Below are 23,961 nucleotides of genomic sequence, written 5' to 3'. Positions count from 1 at the left end.
ATTAACTTTATATTATATTAAATTTATAATACTTTATATTTTTTAAAAATATTATATATTTATAGATTAAATATTTTAATTTTATTATTTTAGTTGTATATTATCTTAGATAAAAAATAATTTTTATATATTTATAGAAATTTTTTAAATTAATTTATAATTTTTAACTTAAAAATCAAACGAAGTGACTAAATTTAACTTTATTACTACAGAAAATATAAAAAATACAAAAAAAATATTGACAGAAGAGCAAATATTGAATATGAGCGAAAAGGATTACATGAATGAAGCGCAGCTTGCTTTTTTTAAATTTCGTTTAAAAAAACTTGAATATGATTTACTTAAAAATATAGTAAAAACTACAGAATATTTACGTGAAACTATTTTAGTTCCTGATCCGGTAGATCGTGCAACTATTGAAGAAGAAAATACACTGGAGTTACGTGCTCGCGATAGAGAAAGAAAATTATTAACAAAAATACAACAATCAATTATTAGTATTGATAAAAAAGAATATGGTTGGTGTAAGGATACCGGAGAGCCAATTGGTATACCGCGTTTGTTAGCTAAACCTACGGCAACTCTATCATTAGAGGCTCAAAAAAGGTATGAATTAAAAAAAAAGTTGTATAATGATTAAAAATTTTAGTTTTTTTTTATATATAAATCTTTTATAAAAATTACTTTTCTAAATAAAAAGTAATTAGTATAATAAATAATAATTATATAATTTATTAAAAATTGTAGTTTTTTAATATTTTTCAGTAATTAGTGAAATTAAATTTTTAATTAAATTATAAATGTTTTAATAAAATATCTAAAATGGATTTAAATTTAAATGAATTTAAGGATAGTGGTGTGGAAAAATTTAAAGGTACTACCATTCTTTCTGTAAGACGTGGAAATAAAGTTTCTCTTGGGGGGGATGGGCAGGTGACATTTGGTGGTGTTATTATGAAAAGTTCCGCTAAAAAAGTAAGAAAATTATATCAAAATCAAGTTCTTGCTGGAATTGCTGGAAGTACCGCTGATGCTTTTACATTGCTTGATTTTTTTGAGGCTAATTTAGAAAAATATCAAGGTAATTTAATGCGCGCTTCAGTTGAGCTTGCTAAAGAATGGCGAAATGATCGTATGCTTCGTCGTTTAGAGGCTATGTTATTAACAGCAAATCGTGAAACTACGTTAATTATTACTGGAAATGGAGATGTATTAGAACCTGAGAATGGTATTGGGGCTATTGGTTCTGGTGGGATTTTTGCGCAGTCAGCAGCTAAAGCACTTCAAGAGAATACTGAATTAATGCCAGATGAAATTATTAAAAAATCACTAGTGATTGCTGGTGATTTATGCATATATACTAATCAATCACATATTATAGAAAAATTATATTGAATTTTATTAAATAAAAATAATAATATTATGAATATGACGCCTAAAGAAATTGTTTCTGAACTCGATAAATATGTAATTGGTCAAAATAGCGCGAAAAGAGCAGTAGCAATTGCATTACGTAATCGTTGGAGACGCCAAAAAATTACCGGGCCATTGCAACAAGAAATTACACCTAAAAATATTTTAATGATTGGTCCAACTGGAGTTGGAAAAACAGAAATTGCACGTAGATTAGCAAAATTATCTAATGCGCCATTTATTAAAATTGAAGCAACTAAATTTACTGAAGTTGGTTATGTTGGTCGTGATGTGGATACTATTATTCGTGATTTGATAGATATTAGTATTAAACAAACTAGAGAGTTTGAAATACGTAAAGTACGAACTCGTGCTGAAGATGCGGCAGAAGATCGTGTTATTGATATTTTAGTGCCTTATAAAGAAAAATCTAATTTAGATTCAGATTCTAATAATGAAAATAATTATATTTTTACACGAAAAATTTTACGTAAACGTTTACGAGAGGGCGCTTTAAATGATAAGGAAATTGAAATTGAATTAAATGATAGTGGCCCTCAAATGGAAATTATGTCTCCTCCTGGAATGGAAGAAATGACCGCTCAAATAAAAACTATGTTTTCTATAATCGGAAATAATAGAAAAAAAACTCGTAAAATAAAAATACGAGAAGCAATAAAATTTTTAATTGATGAAGAGGCTAATAATCTATTAAATGAAGAAGAAATACAAAAAAAAGCAATTTATAATGTTGAACAAAATGGAATTGTTTTTTTAGATGAAATTGATAAAATAACAACTCGTTCTTCTCAAAATAATAATACTGATGTCTCTAGAGCGGGAGTGCAACGTGATTTACTTCCATTAGTTGAAGGAACCACGGTTAATACTAAATACGGAATAATTAAAACAGATCATATTCTTTTTATTGCTTCTGGTGCATTTCATTTAGCAAAACCCTCTGATTTAATTCCTGAATTACAAGGACGATTTCCAATTAGAGTTGAATTAGATTCTTTATCTATATCAGATTTTTCTCGTATTATGACATCAACAGATTTTTGTTTAACGAAACAATATGAAGCGCTTTTAGCTACTGAGGGTGTAAAAATTGAATTTGTTGACGATGGTATTCAAAGAATTGCTGAAATTGCTTATTGTATTAATGAAAAAACCGAAAATATAGGCGCACGTCGCTTATATACGGCTATGGAAAAGTTATTAGAGGAGGTTTCATTTACTGCCAGTGATAATAATATATCATTATTAATTGACGCGAATTATGTTAATTCTCGATTAGGAGATTTATTTATAGATGAAGATTTATCACGATATGTATTATAATATTTATAAACTAAATTATGTTATCAATATCGATAAAATAATTATTTATTTTAAATTTTTTTTCTAAATATTCTCCCAAAGCCTTAATTCCATATCTTTCTGTTGCGTGGTGTCCGGCAGCAAAATAAGCAACACCACTTTCACGGGAGGTATATACAGTTGATTCGGAAATTTCTCCACTAATATAAGCGCTAACTCCTGCATTAATTGCGTCTATTAATAAATTTTGAGCTGCTCCAGTACACCATCCAATTTCATCTATTTTTTTATCTAAATTTCCAATAACTATTGGTTTTCGTCCTATTTTTCTTGTAATATGATTGAATAAGTCTTTTATGGTTATAATTTCTTGAAAATTATATTTTTTAAAATTTATAATTTTTCCTATCCAGCCTATATTATTTTTAGAAAATCTTCTTGTGCAAGAAAAATTTAAAATTTTTGCTAATTGTGCATTATTTCCTAATCTAGGATGCATATCTAATGGTAAATGATAAACGTATAAGTTTATTTTATTCATTATTAATTGTTCTAATCTTTTTTTATTGATACCTATAACGTTAAAATCCTCTCCCCTCCAAAAATATCCATGATGCACTAAAATTGCATCTGCCTTCATATCAACTGCTGTTTTTATTAAATCTAGACTGGCTGTAACGCCAGTGATAATAACATTTATCTTTGAGCGACCTTCAACCTGTAAACCATTTGGGCAATAGTCTTCATATTTTTTAATATTTAGTTTTTTTTCTAAAAATTTAGTTAATATATCTCTATTTATCATGTTTAAATGTGCTTAATATATGAAAATGTAAATGATATATTTCTTGACCAGCATTTGGCCCGGTATTGCAAATAACTTTATATCCACCAATTCTATCTCCCTTAGAAGAAATTTTATATTCAAATCCATATTTATTTGCCATATCCGAAGCTAAAAGAATCATTTTTCCAAGTAACATAATATGTTTATTATTACAATTTGTTAATGTTTCTATGTGTTTTTTTGGGATAATTAAAAAATGTATTGGTGCTATTGGATAAATATCTTTAATTATTTTTATTTCTTTATCCTCATATAAAGAATTAGAAGAAATATGATTTTGAACTATTTTACAAAAAATGCAGTTATTCATAGAAATTATTTTTTTATTTTTTTTGGTTTAAAAGCATGAATAAATATTATTTCGTATGTTAATGAAATTTTTTTATTAATATTTAAATATTTTATTAATAATTTTTTAATCATTTTATGATAAAATTTTTTTTCAAAAAAATTTTTGTTATATATTTTAAATAAATTTCCTCCTAATGATTGAATATCTTTTAACATTTTTTCAGGAGAAGTATAAGTAATTGTAATTTTTTCTATATCAATAATAGGATCTATAAAACCTATATCTATAAGAATATTTCCTAAATTATGCATATCCATTAATGGTAATAATGGTGATATATTAGATTTTAATTTTGTTTTTAAAATAATAGAATTTAATTCTTTTAATGTACTTAAACCAAAACAAGAAAATATAATTAAACCATTATTTTTTGTTAACCGAAACCATTCATAAAAAATTTTTTTTAATTGAGGATTCCAAAATATAGCTAAATTACACCAAATAATATTAAAAATATTAGAATAAAATGGTGATTTTAAAAAATTTCCGGTAACTAAATAAATATCAAAAAATTTTTTTAAGAAATTTTTTATAAAAAATGAATGATATGGTAATTTTTTTAAAATTGAGTTATTAATAATATTTTTTTTAGATAATTTTAACATTTGTATAGATTTATCTAGTCCTATAATATTAGAATTTATAAAACGTTTTTTTAGTAAAAAAATATCAAATCCTTCGCCGCAACCAGCATCTAGAATATTTTTTGGTTTTAATTTAATTAAATCTAATTTTTCGTGCATTCTTAAGGCAATTTCACGCCTTAAAAATAATGATTTAGAGCATATTTTTAATTGTTTAAATAATTTATACATAATCAGTTTAATATAATAATTTTATCATTAATATTAAAAGTATTAAGTTTTACTTATTTTATAAAGATATTTTTTCAAAAACTCGCATGATCGCGGAGCGTGCACTAAAATTTTTTTCAATTTCAAGATTACTTGGTTTACAACGCGCCAAAAATTTCATTTTTGGTTTAAATAAATAATTATAGATAGGTAAACGACGATCTATGTAAGGAATTTTAATATTTAAATTTATAAAATTTTTAACAATTCTATCCTCTAAAGAATGAAAACTAATTACTACAATTCGTCCTTTTTTATTTAATTTTTTAAATCCCATTTTTAAGGCTATTAAAAGATTTTTTAGTTCTTGATTAATATAAATTCGTATAGCCTGAAATGTTCTGGTTGCTGGATTTTTGTATTTTTTGTTATTTCTAGTAGATTTTAATATAATTTCAACTAATTGTTTTGTTCTTGTAATAGGAGTAATAGATCGATAATGAACAATTTTTTTTGCAATTTTTGTGGCAAATCGTTCTTCTCCATAATCTCGTATTACTTTTTTAATATTAAATTCCGTTGCATTAGCTAGCCATTTTGAGGCTGATATACCGCATGTAATATCCATTCTCATATCTAATGGTCCGTCTAATAAAAAACTAAATCCGCGTAATGCATTATTAATTTGATTAGATGAAATACCTAAATCAAATAATATTCCATCTATTTTTTGAATATTATATTTTTTTAAAATTATATCTAATTTAGTAAAACAATTATGTATAATTGAAAAACGAGAATCAGTAATTTTATTTCCTAAAGCAACAGATTCTATATCTTTATCAATAGCTATTAAACGCCCCCTTTTTCCCAAGCGTTCAAGAATTTTATAAGAATGCCCCCCTTGCCCAAATGTAGCATCTATGTAAATACCATTAATGCGTTCATTTTTAATATTTAACCAATTTATTGCTTCATTTAAAAAAACTGTTTTATGTTTTTGGTTTTTTGTTTTTTGTAACATTTAAATTTATAAGTTTATAAAATTTTTTCAATAATTTATATATTTTAATATAAAATTATTAATTTAATATAAAAATTATTATTTTAAAATTTATATTTCTTTATCTATTAAATTTTTAACGTATCTAAATTCTTTAAAACGAAACCCCATAATTCTTAAAGAAAAAAAATAAGTTATTCCACAAAAAGAAAGAATTAATAATAAAGCTACAATTCTAAATATAGGATGAGCTCGCATTTCTACCCAATTAAAATAAGAATTCCCCCATAATGAAATTATTATTAATAATAATAAGGCTATTATTAATCTTATAAAAAAAATACCCCATCCAATACATGGAATGTATACACGTTTACGACGTAAATTCCAATAAAGGAAGCTAGCATGTAAACATGCTCCTAATCCTATTGATAAAGCTAATCCTGCATGAGCAAAAATTGGAACAAGTAAATAATTCATTAATTGAATAATAATTAAAACACTAATCATAATTATAATAGGAGTTTTAATATCTTGTATAGCATAAAAACCTGGAGTTAATATTTTGACCATTACTAAGCCAATTAATCCAATACCATAGGCTATTAATGCATTACTAGTCATTATCACTGATTCAGAATTAAATTTTCCATAATTGAATATAGTAGCTGTTAAAGCTGATGATAATGTTATTAAAATAATAGAGCATGGCGCTGCCAATAAAAAAGTTAATCGTAAACTCCAATCTAATATTGCGGAATATTCCTCTATATTACTTTCAATTCTAGCTTTTGAAAGATTAGGTAATAAAATAGTATTGAATGTTACACCAAGTAAAGCAGTTGGAAATTCCATTAAACGATCTGCATATGATAAACAAGAAAGACTTCCATCTTTCATTTTAGAGGCAATATTAGTATTAAGCATTAAACTAATTTGTGCGGCAAATACAGAGAATATTGAGGGGCCCATTTTTTTTAAAATACGACGTACAGCAATATTTTTAAATCCATGACTTGGATTTAATTTAATATTAGGAAACATTCCAATTTTAATTAATGAAGGAATTTGTATGATAATTTGTAATAAACCACCCAATATTACAGCAAATGCCATAAAATAAATTGATTGTTTTATAAGAAAGGAAATTAATAATAAAATCGAGATACATGAAATATTTAATAATATAGGCGTAAAAGCTGGTATTTTAAATTGAGACCAAATGTTAAGAATACTACTTGTTAGCGTTATAAATGCCATAAAACCAACATATGGAAACATTATTCTTGTTAATGATACGGTAATGCTGAATATTTTATAGTTATCAATAAAACCTGTGGCAACTAAATAAACAATAATTGGAGCTATAATAATACCAATAATACAAATAAAAAACATAAACCAAATTAGTACAGTGGCAACATGATCAATTAGTTTTTTAGTAGCAACATCACCTTTTTTATTTTTATATTCAGTTAAAATTGGTACAAATGCTTGTGAAAATGCGCCTTCAGCAAATAATCTTCGTAATAAATTTGGAATACGAAAAGCTATATTAAAAGCATCAGTATATATTGATGCACCAAATACGCGAGCAAATAATATTTCACGAAATAATCCTGTAATACGAGAAAATAATGTTATACTAGATATGGTAATAAAGGTTTTATGTAAACTCATATAAATCCTATTAATAATTATAATTTTCCATTTTAAATTAATTAAAAATGTATTTAATTAAAGAGTTTTTATTATAAATAAAATAATTTCTAAATTAGAATTAATTATACTAGCATATTTGATGATTATTCTTTTTAAAACAAAAAATACGTATTAATAATTTTATAATTATTTAATATATAATTTTTTTAATTTTTATTTTTTAATATTTTATTAGGATAATTATGGCAAATACCTTACAATCAAAAAAACGTGTACGTCAATCAATAAAAAAAAATATTCATAATTCTAGTCAACGCTCTTCTTATCGAACTGCTATAAAAAGTGTACGAAAATCTATCGCAAGCGGAAATAAAGAAATTACATTAATTTTTTATAAAAAAGCGATATCAAAAATTGATATTATTGCTAATAAAAAAATAATTCATAAAAATAAAGCAGCTCGCCAAAAAAGAAAATTATATAAAGTTATTAAAGAATTAAATTTTATTTCTTAAAAAATTATTTTTATTATATAAATTTTTATAATTATTGTAATTTTTATAAATAAAAAATTTTATTTTTTATTAAATATATTAACTTTAAAAGTGAAATGCCCACGATACGAGTCGAACGTATGACACATCCCTTAGGAGAGGATTGCTCTATCCACTGAGCTACGTAGGCCTAAAAAAATTATTATTAATTCTATCATTAATAAATACTTTTGAAAAGTATGATAAAAATTTTAATAATATTTAATGTTGTAGAAATAATTTCTTATTAGAGATAAAATTATAAGAATTAAATATAAAAAATATTTTTTACATAAATAATACTTAATTTTTATTTATTTTTTTAAAGAAATAATATATATTTTAAAAATAGTTTTTAAAATTTTAATAAATACTAAATTTAAATTTATTTTATATAATTTTTCGGGAATAAAAATGAAAAATTTTGAACAAGAATCAATTATAAAAAAAAAACAAACCTTAGGATTTCAAGCAGAAGTAAAGCAATTACTTCAATTAATGATTCATTCTTTATATTCTAATAAAGAAATTTTTTTACGAGAATTAATTTCTAATGCGTCAGATGCGTTAGACAAGTTTCGTTTTGAGTTAGTTAATAATAAGGTTATATCAATTGATAATACTGATTTAGAAATTATTATTACTTTTGATAAAGACAAGAGAACTATTAATATTTCTGATAATGGAATTGGGATGAATCGTAATGATATAATTACGAATTTAGGAACTATTGCAAAATCAGGAACACAAGAGTTTTTTTCAAAATTATCTGGTGATCAAAAAAAAGATGCTTTTTTAATTGGGCAGTTCGGAGTAGGGTTTTATTCAGCTTTTATTGTTTCTAAAAAAATTATAGTTAAAAGTCGTCATGTTAATAGCCCTATTACAGAGGGAGTGCTCTGGGAATCTGAAGGTTCTGGAAATTTTACTATAGAAACTATAACAAAAAAAAATAGAGGGACTGATATTACTCTTTATTTACGTTCAAAAGAAGAAGAATATTTATCTTCATGGAAATTAAAATCAATTATTAGAAAATATTCAGATCATATTTCATTTCCAATAAAAATGTATAAAGAAACTTGGGATGAAGAAAAAAAGGAAACTATCATTAGTGATAATGAATTTGAGGTTATTAATCAAGCTAATGCTTTATGGGCTAGAAGAAAATCTGAAATTACAGATGAACAATACATAGAATTTTATAAACATATATCACATGATTTTGAGAAGCCTTTAATTTATACTCATAATCATGTTGAAGGTCGTAATGAATATATACAGTTATTATATATTCCAAGTCGAGCTCCATATGATTTATGGGATAGAAATAAGCGTAATGGCATTAAATTATATGTTAAACGTGTATTTATTATGGATGATGCTGAACAATTATTACCAACTTATTTGCGTTTTGTAAAAGGTGTAATAGATTCTAATAATTTACCATTAAATGTTTCACGAGAAATTTTGCAGGAATCACGTGATATTAAAGTTATTCGAGAAAGTTCTGCTAAACGTATATTAAATATTTTAGAAGACTTATCAACTAGCAGTGATAAAGAAAAAATAATAAAATATGCTAATTTTTGGAAAGAATTTGGTCAAGTAATTAAAGAAGGTATTGGAGAAGATAGTAATAATAAAGAACGAATATCTAAACTTTTGCGATTTGCATCAACAAATAATGATAGTGATATTCAAAATGTTTCTTTTATGGAGTATATAAAACGGATGAAAGAAGGGCAAAGTAAAATATATTATATTACAGGAGAAAATTATAAATCCGTAAAAAATAGTCCACATTTAGAAATATTTCAGAAAAAATCTATTGAAGTATTATTGTTAACAGATCGTGTTGATGAATGGATGTTATCATTTATACCAAAATTTGAAAATAAAGAATTAGTATCAATTACAAAAGGTAATCTTGATCTTGGAAATTTAGAAAATGAATCAGATAAAAAGCAACAAAAGGAAACTGAAGTTAAATTTCAAAATCTTATTGAAGAAATGAAGAAAATATTATCTGAAAAAGCTAAAGATGTGCGTGTTACATATCGTTTAACTGATTCTCCGGCGTGTTTAGTTGTAGATGAAAATGAACCTTCTGGAAATATGATTCGTATGTTAAAAGTCGCTGGTCAAGAGACCCCTAATTCAAAACCAATTTTAGAAATTAATCCTAATCATGCTTTAATACAACGTATTCAATTAAATCATGATAAAATTCATAATTGGTCGCATATTTTATTTGATCAAGCTTTATTAGCAGAAAATGGTATTTTAAATGATCCAATGGATTTTGTAAGAAGACTTAATGAAATGTTATTAACAAAATAATTATACTATTCAACATGCTATTAATATAAGTATAAGTATAAGGCGCTTAATAAGACGGCGCCTTATTAAATTTTAAAAATTTAATAATAATAAAAATAATTATTCAAAAAATGTATAATTTTCAATATTAATATAAAAATAGAAATTTTTATTTAAAATTAAATTTTATTAATAATAATACGAGTATGTTAATTTTTATTTCCAAAAAGAATTTTTCAGAGTATTTTTATTTTATTAAAATTGATACTTTAATTAGTTTAGATGTTTCACAAATAAAAAAAATAAAATTATTGAATTATTTAGTTTTAAAAAAATTATGTGAACAATATTTAATATTTTTTAATATTTTTAAAAATATTTATAAATGGTAATAAGAAAAATTCTTACGTATTCTTTAAATAAAATTAATTTTATATAATCAGTAATTAACAATTACAACGATATTTTTATTTATAATATTTGATTTTCCCTTTGGTTTATTATCTGAATTAAATCTTAAAAATATAATTGTAAAATTATTATAATATTTTCAGTTTTTGGAAACGGGCTTAATTTTAATATTTTATTTTGATTTTTAACCTTATATAGACTTAAGTATTTATATTAATTACAATAATAATTAATATTTCATTATATTACTATTATTATCTATTTTTTGTGATTGTCTTGGTATTAGTAAACTATTAATTGATTCTATTTTCGTTCTTGATTTATTGGTATTGTTTCATTTTTAATGTTTATTTTATTAATATTTTTTATAATAAATTTATTGATTGATATAATTTATTTTATTATTGATATTTACGTTCATTTATTATAAAAAAGTTATATAGTGAGTTTAAATAGAATTTGTGCTGCATTAATTATTAGATTAATTTTAGGATTATTTTATCAGTATTACAACGAATAATATGTTTTTTATCTTTTACCTAATTGTATTTCTCCATTAATAATTTTTTTTTACTTTATAAATTTCTTCAGAAATTTCTTTGGAATCTACTTTATTTTTTCTTGGTTTAGAAGTTTAAATTATTAAATCTGACCTTATCAATGATTTTTGGTATTTTTAGCGTTATTATTGGATTAGTTTTATTTTTTATAATAATTTCTATTAGTTTAATTATAGATAGGTTTCGAGATATACTTAATTCTTATCTTAAAAATTCATAATATGAAAAAAATCTATATTAATGACTTAAAATTTAAAATACATTTTTATCTCGTAATAGTTTAATTAAAATGGTAAATAAAATATATTTTACATTAAAATTTGTAAAATTATGATTTAATGGGAAAATTTGGATCTAATAAATCCATAACTGGATATTTAATGATATTAATTGATAATTTATATCAAATAGTGGAAGGTAAAATTTTATTTAATGGTGAAGATTTATTTAATTTATCTAAAAAAAGAATGTGTTATATTTTTAGAAATTATATAGTAATTATTTTTTTAAGATCTAATGGATAATTTTTAATCGAGTGTTAAGAATAGATACTCAAATAATTGAAACAATATTATTAGAATAATATTAGTCGTTCCACTACGTTTGATATTTCCAAAAAAATTTTTATTAAGTTGGTATTACTTCCTCAAAAAAAAGACTTTATTCTTACCTACATCAACTTGTTAAGGAGTGTGAGTCAAAGAGAGAATTTTAATTGCAATAGTATTATTAAATTTATCAGATATAATTATTTGTGATGAACCAATAATTGTATTAGATGTCACAATACAAGTAAATTATTTATAAAATGAAAAAATTTGTAATAAATTAAATATCGCTTTAATTTGAATTACACATGTTTATATATAGTTTCTAATTAATGTATAGAATACAATATGTTATTATTTCGGTAGTATTATTGAGTCCGATAAAATAAAATATTCCATATATCTATGGATTTATTTTTTCTTTACACTAATTATAAAAATAAAAAATTTCTTTATTAAGTGCCCTTAATTATTATCTAATTTATCTATAGGGTGTATTAAATTCATATTTTATGTAAAAAAAATTATTAGAGAAGCCTCCTAGTGACTTATAGTTTAGTTATATTAAGTCAGAAAAAAAATATATTATTGAATTATTAAAATATGTTGGATTGAATGATAATAAAATATTACAATGTTTTTCATATCAACTTTTTTTTGGGGAAAAGAGTGTAAATTGAAATTGCAAAATCGTTTAGTTTTTAAAACTATAATTTTTAGTATTCTATGAAGCATTAAAGTACTAAATTAGTTATGATCTTAGTATATCGTTATATTTCTGATAGAATGTTAATTATGTATTTATAATGAATTATTGAATCTTAATCTACTAATATTTTATTTTTAAAATAACTCATATTAATTAAGAAGATTCATTTCTTTCCTTGATGTGCTTATGTTATATCACGTTGTGTTGCTTGAGAATCATTATTAAAAAATAATATCAAAATTTTTTTTATAAGGTTATTTTAAATGATATTTAATTTTTTAATAAGATTTTTTTATAATTCCTCCTCCAATACAAATATTATTATTATATAATACAACAGATTGACCAGGAGTAATTGCCCATTGAGGTGTATTAAATTTTAAAATAAAACTGTTTTTTTTAAAATTTTTATATAAAAAACAATCAGTATCTTTATGATTATATCGAATTTTAGCATTTAATAAAAAATTATTTGGAGGTTCCTTATGTATCCAAGTAATTTTTTCTGCTAATAAAATAGAGCTAAATAAATAAGGATGATTGCGATCTTGTAGTACGTATAAAGTATTGCTAATAATATCTTTATGCACAACATACCAGGGTTTACTTTTTCCAGAATTATTTTGATAAGATTTTATCCCCCCTAATCCAATTCCTTTTCGTTGTCCTATAGTATAAAAACATAATCCAATATGTTTTCCAATAATTTTTCCATCTATTGTTTTAATTGGTCCGGGTTTATAATTTATATATTTACTTAACCAATTTCTAAAAAATTTTTCACCAATAAAACAAATTCCAAAGGAATCTTTTTTCATTGCGTTAGATAATTTTAAATTTATAGCAATTTTTCTTACATGACTTTTTTTAATTTTTCCTAAGGGAAACAAAGTATGTGCTAATTGGTTTTGATTTAAACGATACAAAAAATAACTTTGATCTTTACTAAGATCAAATGCCTTTAATAATTGAAATTTACCATTATTATTTTTTTTTATTTGAGCGTAATGTCCGGTTGCAATTAAATCAGCATTTAAATAACGCATTGCGTAATCTAAAAAAACTTTAAATTTTATTTCTGAATTGCAAAATATATCTGGGTTTGGGGTGCGCCCAGCTTTATATTCATATAAAAAATTAGAAAAAACACGTTTTTTATATTCTGATGAAAAATTCACTATTTCAATATCTATTCCAATTATATCGGCAGCACTAACTGCATCAATCCAATCTTGACGTGAAGTACAATTTATTGAGTCGTTATCTTCCCAATTTTTCATAAATAAACCAATAACTTTGTATCCTTGTTGTTTTAATAACCAAGAAGAAACAGAAGAATCAACTCCACCAGACATACCTACAACAACTTTTTTTTTAAACATATTATAAAAATTAAATTACAAAAATTATTTTTTATGATTAATTTTTAAAAATTATTAGCATTATTTTTATTGTGAGTAAATTAATATTTTTAGTTTTAAATAGTTATTATTTTTTTAATTGCTTCGTACTTAATTAAATCAAGCGTTCTATGAAATAATTTAAAAGATTCTCTTTTATATTCTTGTTTTGGATCCTTTTGAGCATAACTTCTTAAATGAATTCCTTGACGCAATTGATTTAAAGACAATAAATGCTTTCTCCAATACTTATCAATAGATTGTAAAATAATATCACGTTCAAAATTTAAAAAATTTTTATTATTTAAGATATTAACTTTATTTTTATATTTTGTATCAAAAATATATAAAATTTTTATAAAAAAATCTTTTATTGTGAAATTATATTTTTTTTTAAAAATTATTTTAAATGAGATATTTAATTTAAATTCTTTTTTGAGTATTAGCTCTAAACCAATAATATCCCATTCTTTATCTATTTTTTTTAATGAAATATGTTTATAAAATAATTTTATTAATACATTATAACGTAATATTTTTATTATTTCTGATATATTTTTTGATTCAAGTAATTTACTTCGTTCTTGATAAATAATTTTACGTTGATCATTAGAAATATCGTCATATTCTAATAATTGTTTTCGAATATTAAAATTTCTTAATTCTACTTTTCGTTGCGCAGATTCTATTAAACGAGATGTAAAATTAGATTCAATAGATTTTCCTTCTGGAATTTTTAATTTTTCCATAATAATTTTTATACGATCACTAGAAAAAAATTTTAATAAAAAATCATCTAAAGAAAGATAAAATCTAGATGATCCGGGATCTCCTTGTCTTCCGGAGCGCCCACGTAGTTGATTATCTATTCTGCGCGATTCATGACGTTCTGTTCCAATAATATGAAGCCCCCCGACGGAAATTACCTTATCATGTAATAATCTCCATTCATTGTTTAATTTTTTAATTTTATTTTTTTTTTTAATCTTAGAAAAAATATTTTTTTTAATAATTTTAATTTGATTAGCAATATTTCCACCTAATATGATATCAGTACCTCGTCCAGCCATGTTGGTGGCAATAGTAATCATTTTAGGTCGACCTGCCTGTGAAATAATCTGGGCTTCAAGTTTATGTTTTTTTGCGTTTAAAACACTATGGGGTAAATTATTTTTTTTTAATATATCGGAAAGTAATTCAGAATTTTCTATTGATGTTGTTCCTACTAATACTGGCTGTTCTTTTATATAGCAATTTTTTATATCTATTAATATGGCTTGATATTTTTCTTTGATAGTTTTATAAATTTTATCTTGTAAATCTTTTCTTTTACTAATTTTATTAGGCGGAATAATAATTGTTTCTAATTTATAAATTTCTTGAAATTCATATGCCTCTGTATCAGCAGTTCCGGTCATTCCGGATAATTTTTTATACATACGGAAATAATTTTGAAATGTAATTGAAGCAAGTGTTTGATTTTCGTTTTGAATTTTAAGATACTCCTTAGCTTCAAGCGCTTGATGCAGGCCCTCTGACCAACGTCGTGTCTTCATTAAGCGACCAGTAAATTCATCAACAATTACAATTTCATTATTTTTTATTACATAGTGTTTATTTTTATGATATAAAATATGTGCGCGTAATGCTGCATATATATGATAAACAAGAAAAGAATTTTTAGTATCATATAATGATTTATTTTTATTTAACAAACCCATTTTAATTAAAATATTTTCAGATTTTTCATAACCAGTTTCAGTTAAAAAAACTTGATTTGTTTCATTATCTATAACATAATCCCCGGTATATTCTTCGGTATATTTAATATTTTCTTTTTTTATACTTTTTGTATTAATTTTGGGTACTAATAATTTTGGAATAGAATTCATTATTTTATAAAGATAGGGATCATTATTTTTAATTTCTCCAGAAATAATTAAAGGAGTTCTGGCCTCATCAATTAAAATTGAATCTATTTCATCTAAAATAGCAAAATTTAATTTTCTTTGTACGCGATTGTTTGTATTAAAAATCATATTATCGCGTAAATAATCAAATCCAAATTCATTATTAGTACCATATGTAATATCAGCTGCATAAGCTTTTTTTTTTAAATCATGTGATATTTCTGATGAATTAATTCCAATACTTAGTCCTAACCAATTATATAAAACACTCATCCATTCTGCGTCTCTTTTAGCTAGATAATCGCTAATTGTAACTATGTGCACACCTTGTCCAGATAAAGAATTTAAGTAAGCAGCTAAAGTTGCTACTAATGTTTTTCCTTCTCCAGTTTGCATTTCAGATATTTTACCATAATGTAATGCAATTCCACCAATTAGTTGCACATCAAAATGACGCATTTTTAAGATACGTTTACTAGCTTCTCGGCATACTGAAAATGCTTTTGGAAGAATGGAGTCTAATGTTTCTCCGGAGTTTATAGATTGTTTTAATTTTAATGTTTGATTTTGTAATTCTTCATTAGAAAGTTTTTGAATTACCGATTCTAATTCATTAATTTTTTGTACTATTTTTTGATATTCTTTAAGAAGTCTTTGATTGCGACTACCAAAAATTTTAGTCAAAAATGACATACCTAAATTCCAAAAAATTTTATAAATAAATTTTTTAAGTAAATATTTAATTTTAATAAAACTATTTTATAGTTTTATATATTTTGATTTTAGTGTATTTAAAATTGTCCCCAAGGGGATTTGAACCCCTGTACTCACCGTGAAAGAGTGATGTCCTAGTCCTCTAGACGATGGGGACATTGTTTTATAAAAATATTTTACCTTATAATTTATAAAAAATAAAAATTTATGAAATTATTTTTTTAAATTATATAAAAAATATTTTAGCATTTATTTGTTAAATATGTAAGTTTTTATTATTAAATATTATTTAAACTTTTAATAGCATTTTTAATACGATCTAGTACTATATTACGATTAAATAAAGATAAAATTAGATCAATGGAAGGTGTTTGTAATTTGTTTAATAGAATAATTCTTAATGGCATTGCCAATTGCGGCATATTTAATTTAAATTTTTCTAATATCTTTTTTAGAGTTATATTTAGTATTTGTTTTTCCCATGTAATATTAGAAAATTGCAATATACATTCTACTAATGCTAATTTTATTATATCTGTTATATATTTTTTTAATAATTCAGTATGTAATTTTGGGGTAGAATAAAATATTATTATTATGTCCGCTAGTTCTGTTAATGTGGTTATTCTGTTTTTAAATAAAGATATTATTTTTAATAAATTTAAAGTATTATATTTTATATTTTTTCTTTTCTTTATAATTGGTTGAATAAGACTCAAAAGTTTTTGATCATCATAAGACTTAATATAAAAATTATTTAACCATTCTAATTTTTTTAAATTAAATTGTGCCGGAGATTTTGATAAATGTTTAAAATCACTAAACCAATAGCAAAATTGTTTTATTGAAAATGTTTCTGCATTTCCATGACTCCACCCCAGTCTTGCTAAATAATTTAGAATTGCCTCAGGTAAAAACCCTTTTTTTTTATAATACATTATATCAGCGGCTTCTTTTCTTTTTGAAATTTTTATTTTATTTGAGTCAATAATCATTGGTAAATGACCATAAAATGGTAATGTGACTCTAAGTGCTTTTAATATATTAATTTGACGTGGTGTATTATTAATATGATCATCTCCTCTAATTACATGAGTAATTTTCATATCCCAATCATCAATTGCAGCACAAAAATTATAAGTTGGTATACCATCTGATCTAACAATTACTAAATCATCTAATTCTTTATTAGAAATAGTTATTTTTCCTTTAATAAGATCATTCCAGGTAGTATCACCGTATAAAGGATTTTTAAATCGTATTACAGGTTTACGATTAATAGGAATAGATGGTAAAATTTTACCTGGTTCTGGTCTCCAAATTCTATTATAACGAGGTTTTTCTCCAGAAGATCGTTGTTTTTTACGTAATAATTCTATTTCTTCTATAGAAGAATAGCAATAATATGCAAAACCACTAGATAATAAATTATTGATAATTTCAAAATAGCGATTTATGCGTTTAGTTTGATAAAATGGTCCTTCATCATAATTTAATCCTAACCATTTCATGCCATTGATTATTGCTTGTGTTGCACTTAATGTAGAACGATTAATATCTGTATCTTCAATTCTGAGTATAAAAATTCCATTAAAATGTCGGGCATATGCCCAGGAAAATAAAGCAGTTCTTATTCCTCCAATATGGAAATTGCCAGTTGGACTAGGAGCAAAACGAGTACGAACAATAGTCATATGAAAGTAATTTTTAAAAATTAATAAAAATGTTTTTTAAATAATTTTAATAAGTATTAAACTTTTTGATTAATATGTATTAATTATAAATGTATAATAAATTTATATTAATTAATGATTTTAATAAGAATTTTATAAAAAATATATCAAAATTTATGATAAAATTATGAGAATTAATGTTATTTAATGTTATTAATATTCATATAATTTTCGTTAGTTAATTTTTTTAAAATATTTTTTTTATTTACTATCAATTATTAAATAATTTAAAATTATTGATTATTATGCATAAAATTTAATAATTAAATTTTAACAATTAAAGACATTTTATCATATAATTTATTATTTAAATTTTATAAAAATATTTTATGAAAAAATACAATAGTAGTAAAGGTGCTCGTAAAATTTTTGTTACCACTGCTTTACCTTACGCTAATGGTGAATTACATATTGGGCATATCATGGAATATATTCAAGCTGATATATGGGTGCGTTTTCAGTGTATGCAGCAAGATAACGGTCAATCAAGACAAGTATATTTTATTTGCGCTGATGATGCGCACGGAGCAGCAATTATGATTGCTGCTGAAAGAGTAGGTATGACACCTAAAGAATTTATTAATAATATTTCATCTAATAGAAAAAAATATTTAGATGGATTTTATATTAAATTTGATAATTGGTATTCTACAGATAGTATTGAAAATATTAATTTAGTTCAGGAAATTTACAGTGATTTATATAATAAAGCTAAATTAATCATAGATAAAAAAATTAATCAGTTTTTTGATCCAATAAAAAATATTTTTTTATCAGATCGATATATTAAAGGTGAATGCCCAATATGCAACGCAAAAGATCAATACGGAGACTTTTGTGAATGTTGTGGTTCAGTTTATACACCTACTAAACTTATTAATTCATATTCAGTATTATCGGGGGCAAAACCCATTATAAAATCATCGAAACATTTTTTTTTTAAATTATCCGATAAGCGTTGTGTAAATTTTTTACGTCAATGGGCAATAAATGATAAAAGATTACAACCAGAAATAGTTAATAAAATTAAAGAATGGTTAGAAAAAGATAATAAACTTAATGATTGGGATATAAGTAGAGATGCACCTTATTTTGGTATAAAAATACCTAATACATCAGAAAAATATTTTTATGTTTGGTTAGATGCGCCTATAGGTTATTTAGCGTCTTTAAAAAATTATTTTGAAAAAGGTGGTCCTAAAAAAAAATATAATGAATTACGAAATTTTAATGAGTTTATTTCTTCTCCAGAAACGGAACAATATCATTTCATTGGAAAAGATATTTTTTATTTTCATATTTTATTTTGGCCAGCAATATTAAAATTTTCTGGTCGTAAAATACCAAATAATATTTTTGTACATGGATTTATGACTATTAATGGTAAAAAAATGTCTAAATCTAATAAAATTGGAATTTCTCCATTATATTATTTAAAAATTGGTATGAATCCAGAGTGGTTGCGTTATTATATTGCTAGTAAATTAAATAATAAAATTGAGGATATTAATTTTAATTCTCAAAATTTTATTTCATGTGTTAATTCAGATTTAATTGGAAAATATATTAATATTGCCAGTAGATCAGCCAGTTTTATAGAAAAATATTTTAAAGGATATCTTAATATGAAATGGGTTAAAAATAATGATATTTTTTTATCAAAATTACGTATTGTTGGCTTAAGTATTCAAAAATATTACGAAAATAGAGAGTTTAATAAAGTATTATATATAGTTATAGAGCAAGCTAATTTTATTAATGTTTTTTTTGATAAAAATAAACCATGGGAATTAGCTAAAAATAATATATATCATGAAAAGTTGCATAAAGTTTCTAGTCGTTTATTAGAAGCATTTCGTATTTTAACAATTTATTTAAAACCGGTTTTACCAAATTTAGCTCAGTCAGTAGAAGAATTTTTAAATATTTCACCATTACAGTGGATTAATATTTTTACACCTTTAACGAAAAATCATAAAATCAATAAGTATAAGCATTTAATGACACGAGTGGATACAAATATTATTGATAATTTATTAAAAAATAAAAATATTTAAAAAATTTTATTATTATTTAAATAAAAATAGATATATTTTATATATTTATTAAATTGGCTTATAATGTACTTAAATTATTTAATAAAGTTAAAATAGTTAAACAAAATATATCAATCATTTTATGAGCTAATAGTTAAATATGATATTTAAAACATGGATTTCTTTTTTTGTATTTTCTATTATTACCGCCATTTCTCCTGGTCCAGGAAATATTTTAACAATAAATCATGCTTTAAGATATGGATGGAAAAAAACATTATCGTTAATCATTGGACAGGAAATAGCTTTATCATTAATTATATTAGCTATATCTGAGGGGGCTGAATTATTGTTATCATCAAGTGCTATATTAATTCTTATTAAGATATTGGGAGTAACATGGTTAATTTATACCTCGTGGCAAATGTGGCGCGCATCTTCTATTAATACAAAAGATTCTACTTATATGCGCGAAACTATTAGTAAAAAAAAAAGTTTTATACGTGGTTTTTTTACAACAATTACTAATATAAAGGCTATTACTTGTCTTATTGCAACCTTACCATCCTGTCTTACTCCAATTTATCCTATGGGTCCACAAATAATTATTATGTCATTAACAATGACTATGATAGATGCAAGTGTTATGCTATTGTTTGCTATTGCATCTAGTTATTTGAGACCGTTTTTTCAAAAATCAAGAAATATTAAAATACAAAACAGAATATCTTCTATCTTTTTTTTGTTTATTGCTATTAGCATTTGTTTTTTGTGATACTTTTAATTAAAGAATTTAATTTATATTATTTTTAAAGTGGTTTAAAAAATATCCATTATTTTTATAAAAACGATAACGATTACGACCAAAAATTTTATCAATTTCATTAGTGGATATAATTTCAAATATTTTTTTGAAATTGGTAAAATTTTTTGGTATTACGTTAGATGCATTAATAAGCGTATCATAGTGTGGAAATATATTGTTATTTTTTATATCCATTTCCGTAATTAAAACAATTGGAGTGATATTTGCGTATATGTTTTTAATGTTTACGTGAGGTAAAAAATCTGTTATTGAAAAATTCCATAATGCTATATCAAATTCTTTTTGTTGTTTAAAGTTTTTATTTAATAAAATAATGTTATTTTTTTTTATTAATTCTTGTATTAATTTACATGTATAAATTAGTTTATTACTGATATTACTATGAAAATAAATATTAGTCATATTAGATGATTTAAGTTATATTAAGTGTAATTTTTAAGATTTTTCAGCGGATTCCACTGTATTAATAAGAAGCATGGCAATTGTCATAGGACCAACTCCACCAGGTACAGGAGAAATAAATCCTGCGATTGGTAAAGTACTAGAAAAATCAACATCTCCATGTATTTTATTATCAATATCTCTATTTATACCCACGTCAATGACTATTGCTCCTATTTTAATCATATTTCCGGTAATAATGTTTGGTTTTCCGGTGGCTGTTATTATAATATCTGCTTGTTTTGTATAATTTTTAATATTTTTGGTTTTGCTATGGCAAATTGTAACAGTTGCATTAGCTTTTAATAATAATAATGCCATCGGTTTTCCTACAATATTACTACGTCCAATAATTACTGCATGTTTACCATTTATATTGATACCTGTACTTTTAATCATTTTCATACAACCATAAGACGTGCATGGACGAAATCCAGGTAAACCAGACATTAATTTCCCGGAATTAATTATTGAATAACCATCAACATCTTTATTGCTAGAAATTGACTCAATTACTTTAATTGTATTAATGTGTTTTGGTAACGGTAATTGTACCAGTATTCCATGAATTATTGTATTTTCATTTAAAATATTAATATTATGTATTAATTCTGATTCACTAATATTGGAATCATATTTTTTACAAATAGAATATATACCTGTTTTTTTACAGGCATTTATTTTATTTTTTATATAAATTTTACTGGACAAATTTTTTCCAACTAAAATCATTGCTAATCCAGGTCTTTTACCAATCGAAATTAATTTATGTACACGTTGTGTAATATTTAAAAAATAATTTTTAGCTATTTTTTTTCCATCAATAATTTTAGCTATCATAGAATATGATGTATATCATTTGAAAAAAATATTCTTTAAAAAATAATTAATTTTAATATTAATTTTTAAATTCTTCTGGCGTAAATGTTTTAATAGATAATGCATGTATTTTATTTTCTGTAATATATTTATTTAATAATGAATAAATTATTTTATGACGTTCAACATAATTTTTATTTAAAAATATAGAAGATACTACTGTAATTTTAAAATGTTTATTTTTACTTTGAACATCAATATACAGACAATTTAAAGAAGAAGAAATATAATTTTTTATAAATTCTGATTTTATATACATAATTTTTTAAAAAAAATTTTTATAAAAATAGAGGACATAAAAATATTATAAATTTTATAAAAAATATATCAATAATATTTTTTGTAAATTATAAAATAATTATATATCATAAATAATTAAAGTTAAATTTTTATAAGTGATTTTAAATAATGAATCTAAAATGCGGTTTAATTGGGTTACCAAATGTTGGAAAATCTACTCTTTTTAATGCGTTAACAAAATTAAAGATTTCTGCTGAAAATTATCCATTTTGCACTATTGAGCCTAATGTTGGTATTATAAAAGTTCCGGATAAAAGATTAAAATATTTAAATGATATTGTTAAATCAAAAAAAATTCTTCCAGCTGTAATTGAATTAGTTGATATTGCGGGTTTAGTTTCCGGGGCATCAAAAGGAGAAGGTTTGGGAAATAAATTTTTAGCACATATTCGAAAAACAAATATTATTATTAATGTAATTCGGTGTTTTAAGGATAATAAAATCACTCATGTATCCGGAAAAATTAATCCAATTAATGACGCTGAAGTAATTCAAACAGAATTAATTTTATCTGATTTAGATGTACTTGAGAGATATCTTAATAAAGGAAATAAAAAAGTTTTTTTAAAAAATGAACATTCAATTAGATTACTTAAATTATTAGAGCGAATTATTTTTAATTTAAATAAATCTATACCAATTCGATTAATGTCACTTAATAATGAAGAATTAATGTTAATTAAGTTCTTAAATTTACTTACTATTAAACCAATTATATTTGTTGCAAATGTAAAGGAAAATGGTTTTAAAAATAATTTTTTATTAGATCAATTAAAGATATACGCTCATAATCAAGATATACCAATAATTATTATTTGCGCAAAATTAGAGGAAGAAATTTCTGGCTTTAATAATATAGATAAGAAATTTTTTTTAAATTATTTAGGTTTAAAAGAAACAAAATTAAATGATTTAATTCGCACTAGTTTTTCTTTACTTGGTTTGCAGACTTATTTTACAGTTGGAAAAAAAGAAGTGCGAGCATGGACTATACCGGTTGGTGCGACGGCAGAACAAGCCTCCGGAATTATTCATACTGATATAAAGCGTGGTTTTATTAGAGCATTAACTATTTCTTATAAAGATTTTTTATTTTATAAAGGAGAACAAGGTTGTAAAAATGCTGGAAAAATTCGATCAGAAGGAAAGGAGTATCTTGTTAAAGATGGGGATATATTAAATTTTCTTTTTAATATTTAGTTAATAAATTATTCGAACAATGCTAGATGGTATAATATATACTAT

General features: G+C 23.2%; 19 protein-coding genes, 2 tRNA genes and 1 pseudogene. 9 read left to right on the top strand and 13 right to left on the bottom strand.

Annotation, left to right across the window (positions count from 1 at the left end):
* Positions 1-235: 235 nt before the first annotated feature.
* From dksA to hslU, 3 genes are all read left to right on the top strand, one after another.
* Positions 236-640 (top strand): RNA polymerase-binding protein DksA, encoded by a 405-nt coding sequence (gene dksA / locus JIC14_RS00865; protein WP_320412645.1) that lies wholly within the window; start codon positions 236-238, stop codon positions 638-640.
* Positions 641-858: 218 nt separating this feature from the next.
* Positions 859-1,395 carry an ATP-dependent protease subunit HslV gene (hslV, locus tag JIC14_RS00860; protein ID WP_320412644.1) on the top strand — a complete coding sequence of 179 codons (537 nt, stop codon included), beginning with the start codon at positions 859-861 and terminating at the stop codon, positions 1,393-1,395.
* 27 nt (positions 1,396-1,422) lie between these two features.
* The gene (hslU, locus tag JIC14_RS00855; RefSeq protein ID WP_201329916.1) at positions 1,423-2,757 is read left to right on the top strand and encodes an ATP-dependent protease ATPase subunit HslU; all 1,335 of its coding nucleotides are present in this window, start codon (positions 1,423-1,425) and stop codon (positions 2,755-2,757) included.
* 10 nt (positions 2,758-2,767) lie between these two features.
* Here the strand turns inward: hslU and JIC14_RS00850 are convergent, their stop codons facing one another.
* The 5 genes from JIC14_RS00850 to murJ all read right to left on the bottom strand — a co-directional run bounded on the left by JIC14_RS00850 (position 2,768) and on the right by murJ (position 7,412).
* A complete protein-coding gene (locus JIC14_RS00850) occupies positions 2,768-3,541 on the bottom strand; it encodes a Nif3-like dinuclear metal center hexameric protein (RefSeq protein WP_201329915.1) in 774 nt (257 codons plus the stop codon).
* The gene (locus JIC14_RS00845) at positions 3,531-3,893 is read right to left on the bottom strand and encodes an HIT domain-containing protein (protein ID WP_201329914.1); all 363 of its coding nucleotides are present in this window, start codon (positions 3,891-3,893) and stop codon (positions 3,531-3,533) included. The genes JIC14_RS00850 and JIC14_RS00845 overlap by 11 nt, the downstream gene beginning before the upstream one ends.
* Before the next feature lie 5 nt (positions 3,894-3,898).
* Entirely contained in the window at positions 3,899-4,750 is an 852-nt protein-coding gene (locus JIC14_RS00840) for a methyltransferase domain-containing protein (RefSeq protein ID WP_201329913.1), read from the bottom strand.
* Between the two features lie 58 nt (positions 4,751-4,808).
* Positions 4,809-5,753 carry a 16S rRNA (cytosine(1402)-N(4))-methyltransferase RsmH gene (gene rsmH / locus JIC14_RS00835; RefSeq protein WP_201329912.1) on the bottom strand — a complete coding sequence of 315 codons (945 nt, stop codon included), beginning with the start codon at positions 5,751-5,753 and terminating at the stop codon, positions 4,809-4,811.
* 90 nt (positions 5,754-5,843) lie between these two features.
* On the bottom strand, positions 5,844-7,412 hold the full coding sequence (gene murJ, locus JIC14_RS00830; RefSeq protein WP_201329911.1) for a murein biosynthesis integral membrane protein MurJ: 1,569 nt from the start codon (positions 7,410-7,412) through the stop codon (positions 5,844-5,846).
* A gap of 224 nt (positions 7,413-7,636) precedes the next feature.
* Between murJ and rpsT the strand changes: the two genes are divergently transcribed.
* A complete protein-coding gene (gene rpsT, locus JIC14_RS00825; RefSeq protein WP_201329910.1) occupies positions 7,637-7,909 on the top strand; it encodes a 30S ribosomal protein S20 in 273 nt (90 codons plus the stop codon).
* 96 nt (positions 7,910-8,005) lie between these two features.
* On the opposite strand, the gene JIC14_RS00820 is transcribed toward rpsT, so the two are convergent.
* Positions 8,006-8,078, bottom strand: a tRNA-Arg gene (locus JIC14_RS00820).
* A gap of 263 nt (positions 8,079-8,341) precedes the next feature.
* On the opposite strand from JIC14_RS00820, the gene htpG reads away from it, so the two are divergent.
* On the top strand, positions 8,342-10,270 hold the full coding sequence (htpG, locus tag JIC14_RS00815) for a molecular chaperone HtpG (protein ID WP_201329909.1): 1,929 nt from the start codon (positions 8,342-8,344) through the stop codon (positions 10,268-10,270).
* Between the two features lie 1,288 nt (positions 10,271-11,558).
* Complete coding sequence (locus JIC14_RS00810; RefSeq protein ID WP_201329908.1) at positions 11,559-11,744, top strand: hypothetical protein; 186 nt, start codon at positions 11,559-11,561, stop codon at positions 11,742-11,744.
* 1,011 nt (positions 11,745-12,755) lie between these two features.
* On the opposite strand, the gene mnmA is transcribed toward JIC14_RS00810, so the two are convergent.
* From mnmA to gltX, 4 genes are all read right to left on the bottom strand, one after another.
* Positions 12,756-13,859 carry a tRNA 2-thiouridine(34) synthase MnmA gene (mnmA, locus tag JIC14_RS00805; protein ID WP_201329907.1) on the bottom strand — a complete coding sequence of 368 codons (1,104 nt, stop codon included), beginning with the start codon at positions 13,857-13,859 and terminating at the stop codon, positions 12,756-12,758.
* A 95-nt stretch (positions 13,860-13,954) separates the two neighbouring features.
* Entirely contained in the window at positions 13,955-16,480 is a 2,526-nt protein-coding gene (gene secA, locus JIC14_RS00800; RefSeq protein ID WP_201329906.1) for a preprotein translocase subunit SecA, read from the bottom strand.
* A 105-nt stretch (positions 16,481-16,585) separates the two neighbouring features.
* Positions 16,586-16,658, bottom strand: a tRNA-Glu gene (locus tag JIC14_RS00795).
* A gap of 121 nt (positions 16,659-16,779) precedes the next feature.
* The gene (gene gltX / locus JIC14_RS00790; protein WP_201329905.1) at positions 16,780-18,195 is read right to left on the bottom strand and encodes a glutamate--tRNA ligase; all 1,416 of its coding nucleotides are present in this window, start codon (positions 18,193-18,195) and stop codon (positions 16,780-16,782) included.
* A gap of 368 nt (positions 18,196-18,563) precedes the next feature.
* Between gltX and metG the strand changes: the two are divergent.
* Positions 18,564-20,270: pseudogene (gene metG, locus JIC14_RS00785) on the top strand (methionine--tRNA ligase); the annotation flags it as partial.
* Between the two features lie 160 nt (positions 20,271-20,430).
* Positions 20,431-21,045: a LysE family translocator gene (locus JIC14_RS00780; protein ID WP_201329903.1), complete on the top strand. Its 615-nt coding sequence runs from the start codon at positions 20,431-20,433 to the stop codon at positions 21,043-21,045.
* A gap of 18 nt (positions 21,046-21,063) precedes the next feature.
* Here the strand turns inward: JIC14_RS00780 and JIC14_RS00775 are convergent, their stop codons facing one another.
* The 3 genes from JIC14_RS00775 to JIC14_RS00765 are packed head-to-tail and all read right to left on the bottom strand — an operon-like array spanning position 21,064 to position 22,675.
* Positions 21,064-21,498, bottom strand: coding sequence for a DNA polymerase III subunit chi (locus JIC14_RS00775; RefSeq protein WP_201329902.1), 435 nt, complete (start codon positions 21,496-21,498; stop codon positions 21,064-21,066).
* Positions 21,499-21,531: 33 nt separating this feature from the next.
* Complete coding sequence (locus JIC14_RS00770) at positions 21,532-22,377, bottom strand: bifunctional 5,10-methylenetetrahydrofolate dehydrogenase/5,10-methenyltetrahydrofolate cyclohydrolase (protein ID WP_201329901.1); 846 nt, start codon at positions 22,375-22,377, stop codon at positions 21,532-21,534.
* Positions 22,378-22,435: 58 nt separating this feature from the next.
* Positions 22,436-22,675 (bottom strand): BolA family protein, encoded by a 240-nt coding sequence (locus tag JIC14_RS00765; RefSeq protein WP_201329900.1) that lies wholly within the window; start codon positions 22,673-22,675, stop codon positions 22,436-22,438.
* A gap of 149 nt (positions 22,676-22,824) precedes the next feature.
* Here JIC14_RS00765 and ychF point away from each other — a divergent pair, with 149 nt between their 5' ends.
* Positions 22,825-23,916 carry a redox-regulated ATPase YchF gene (ychF, locus tag JIC14_RS00760; protein WP_201329899.1) on the top strand — a complete coding sequence of 364 codons (1,092 nt, stop codon included), beginning with the start codon at positions 22,825-22,827 and terminating at the stop codon, positions 23,914-23,916.
* Positions 23,917-23,961: the final 45 nt, after the last annotated feature.

The organism is Candidatus Profftella armatura (Diaphorina cf. continua), assembly GCF_016593155.1.
Classification (GTDB): Bacteria; Pseudomonadota; Gammaproteobacteria; order Burkholderiales; family Burkholderiaceae; genus Profftella; species Profftella armatura_A.
The sequence above is the reverse complement of the archived record's forward strand: the minus strand, read 5'-3'. Positions and strand labels throughout refer to the sequence as shown.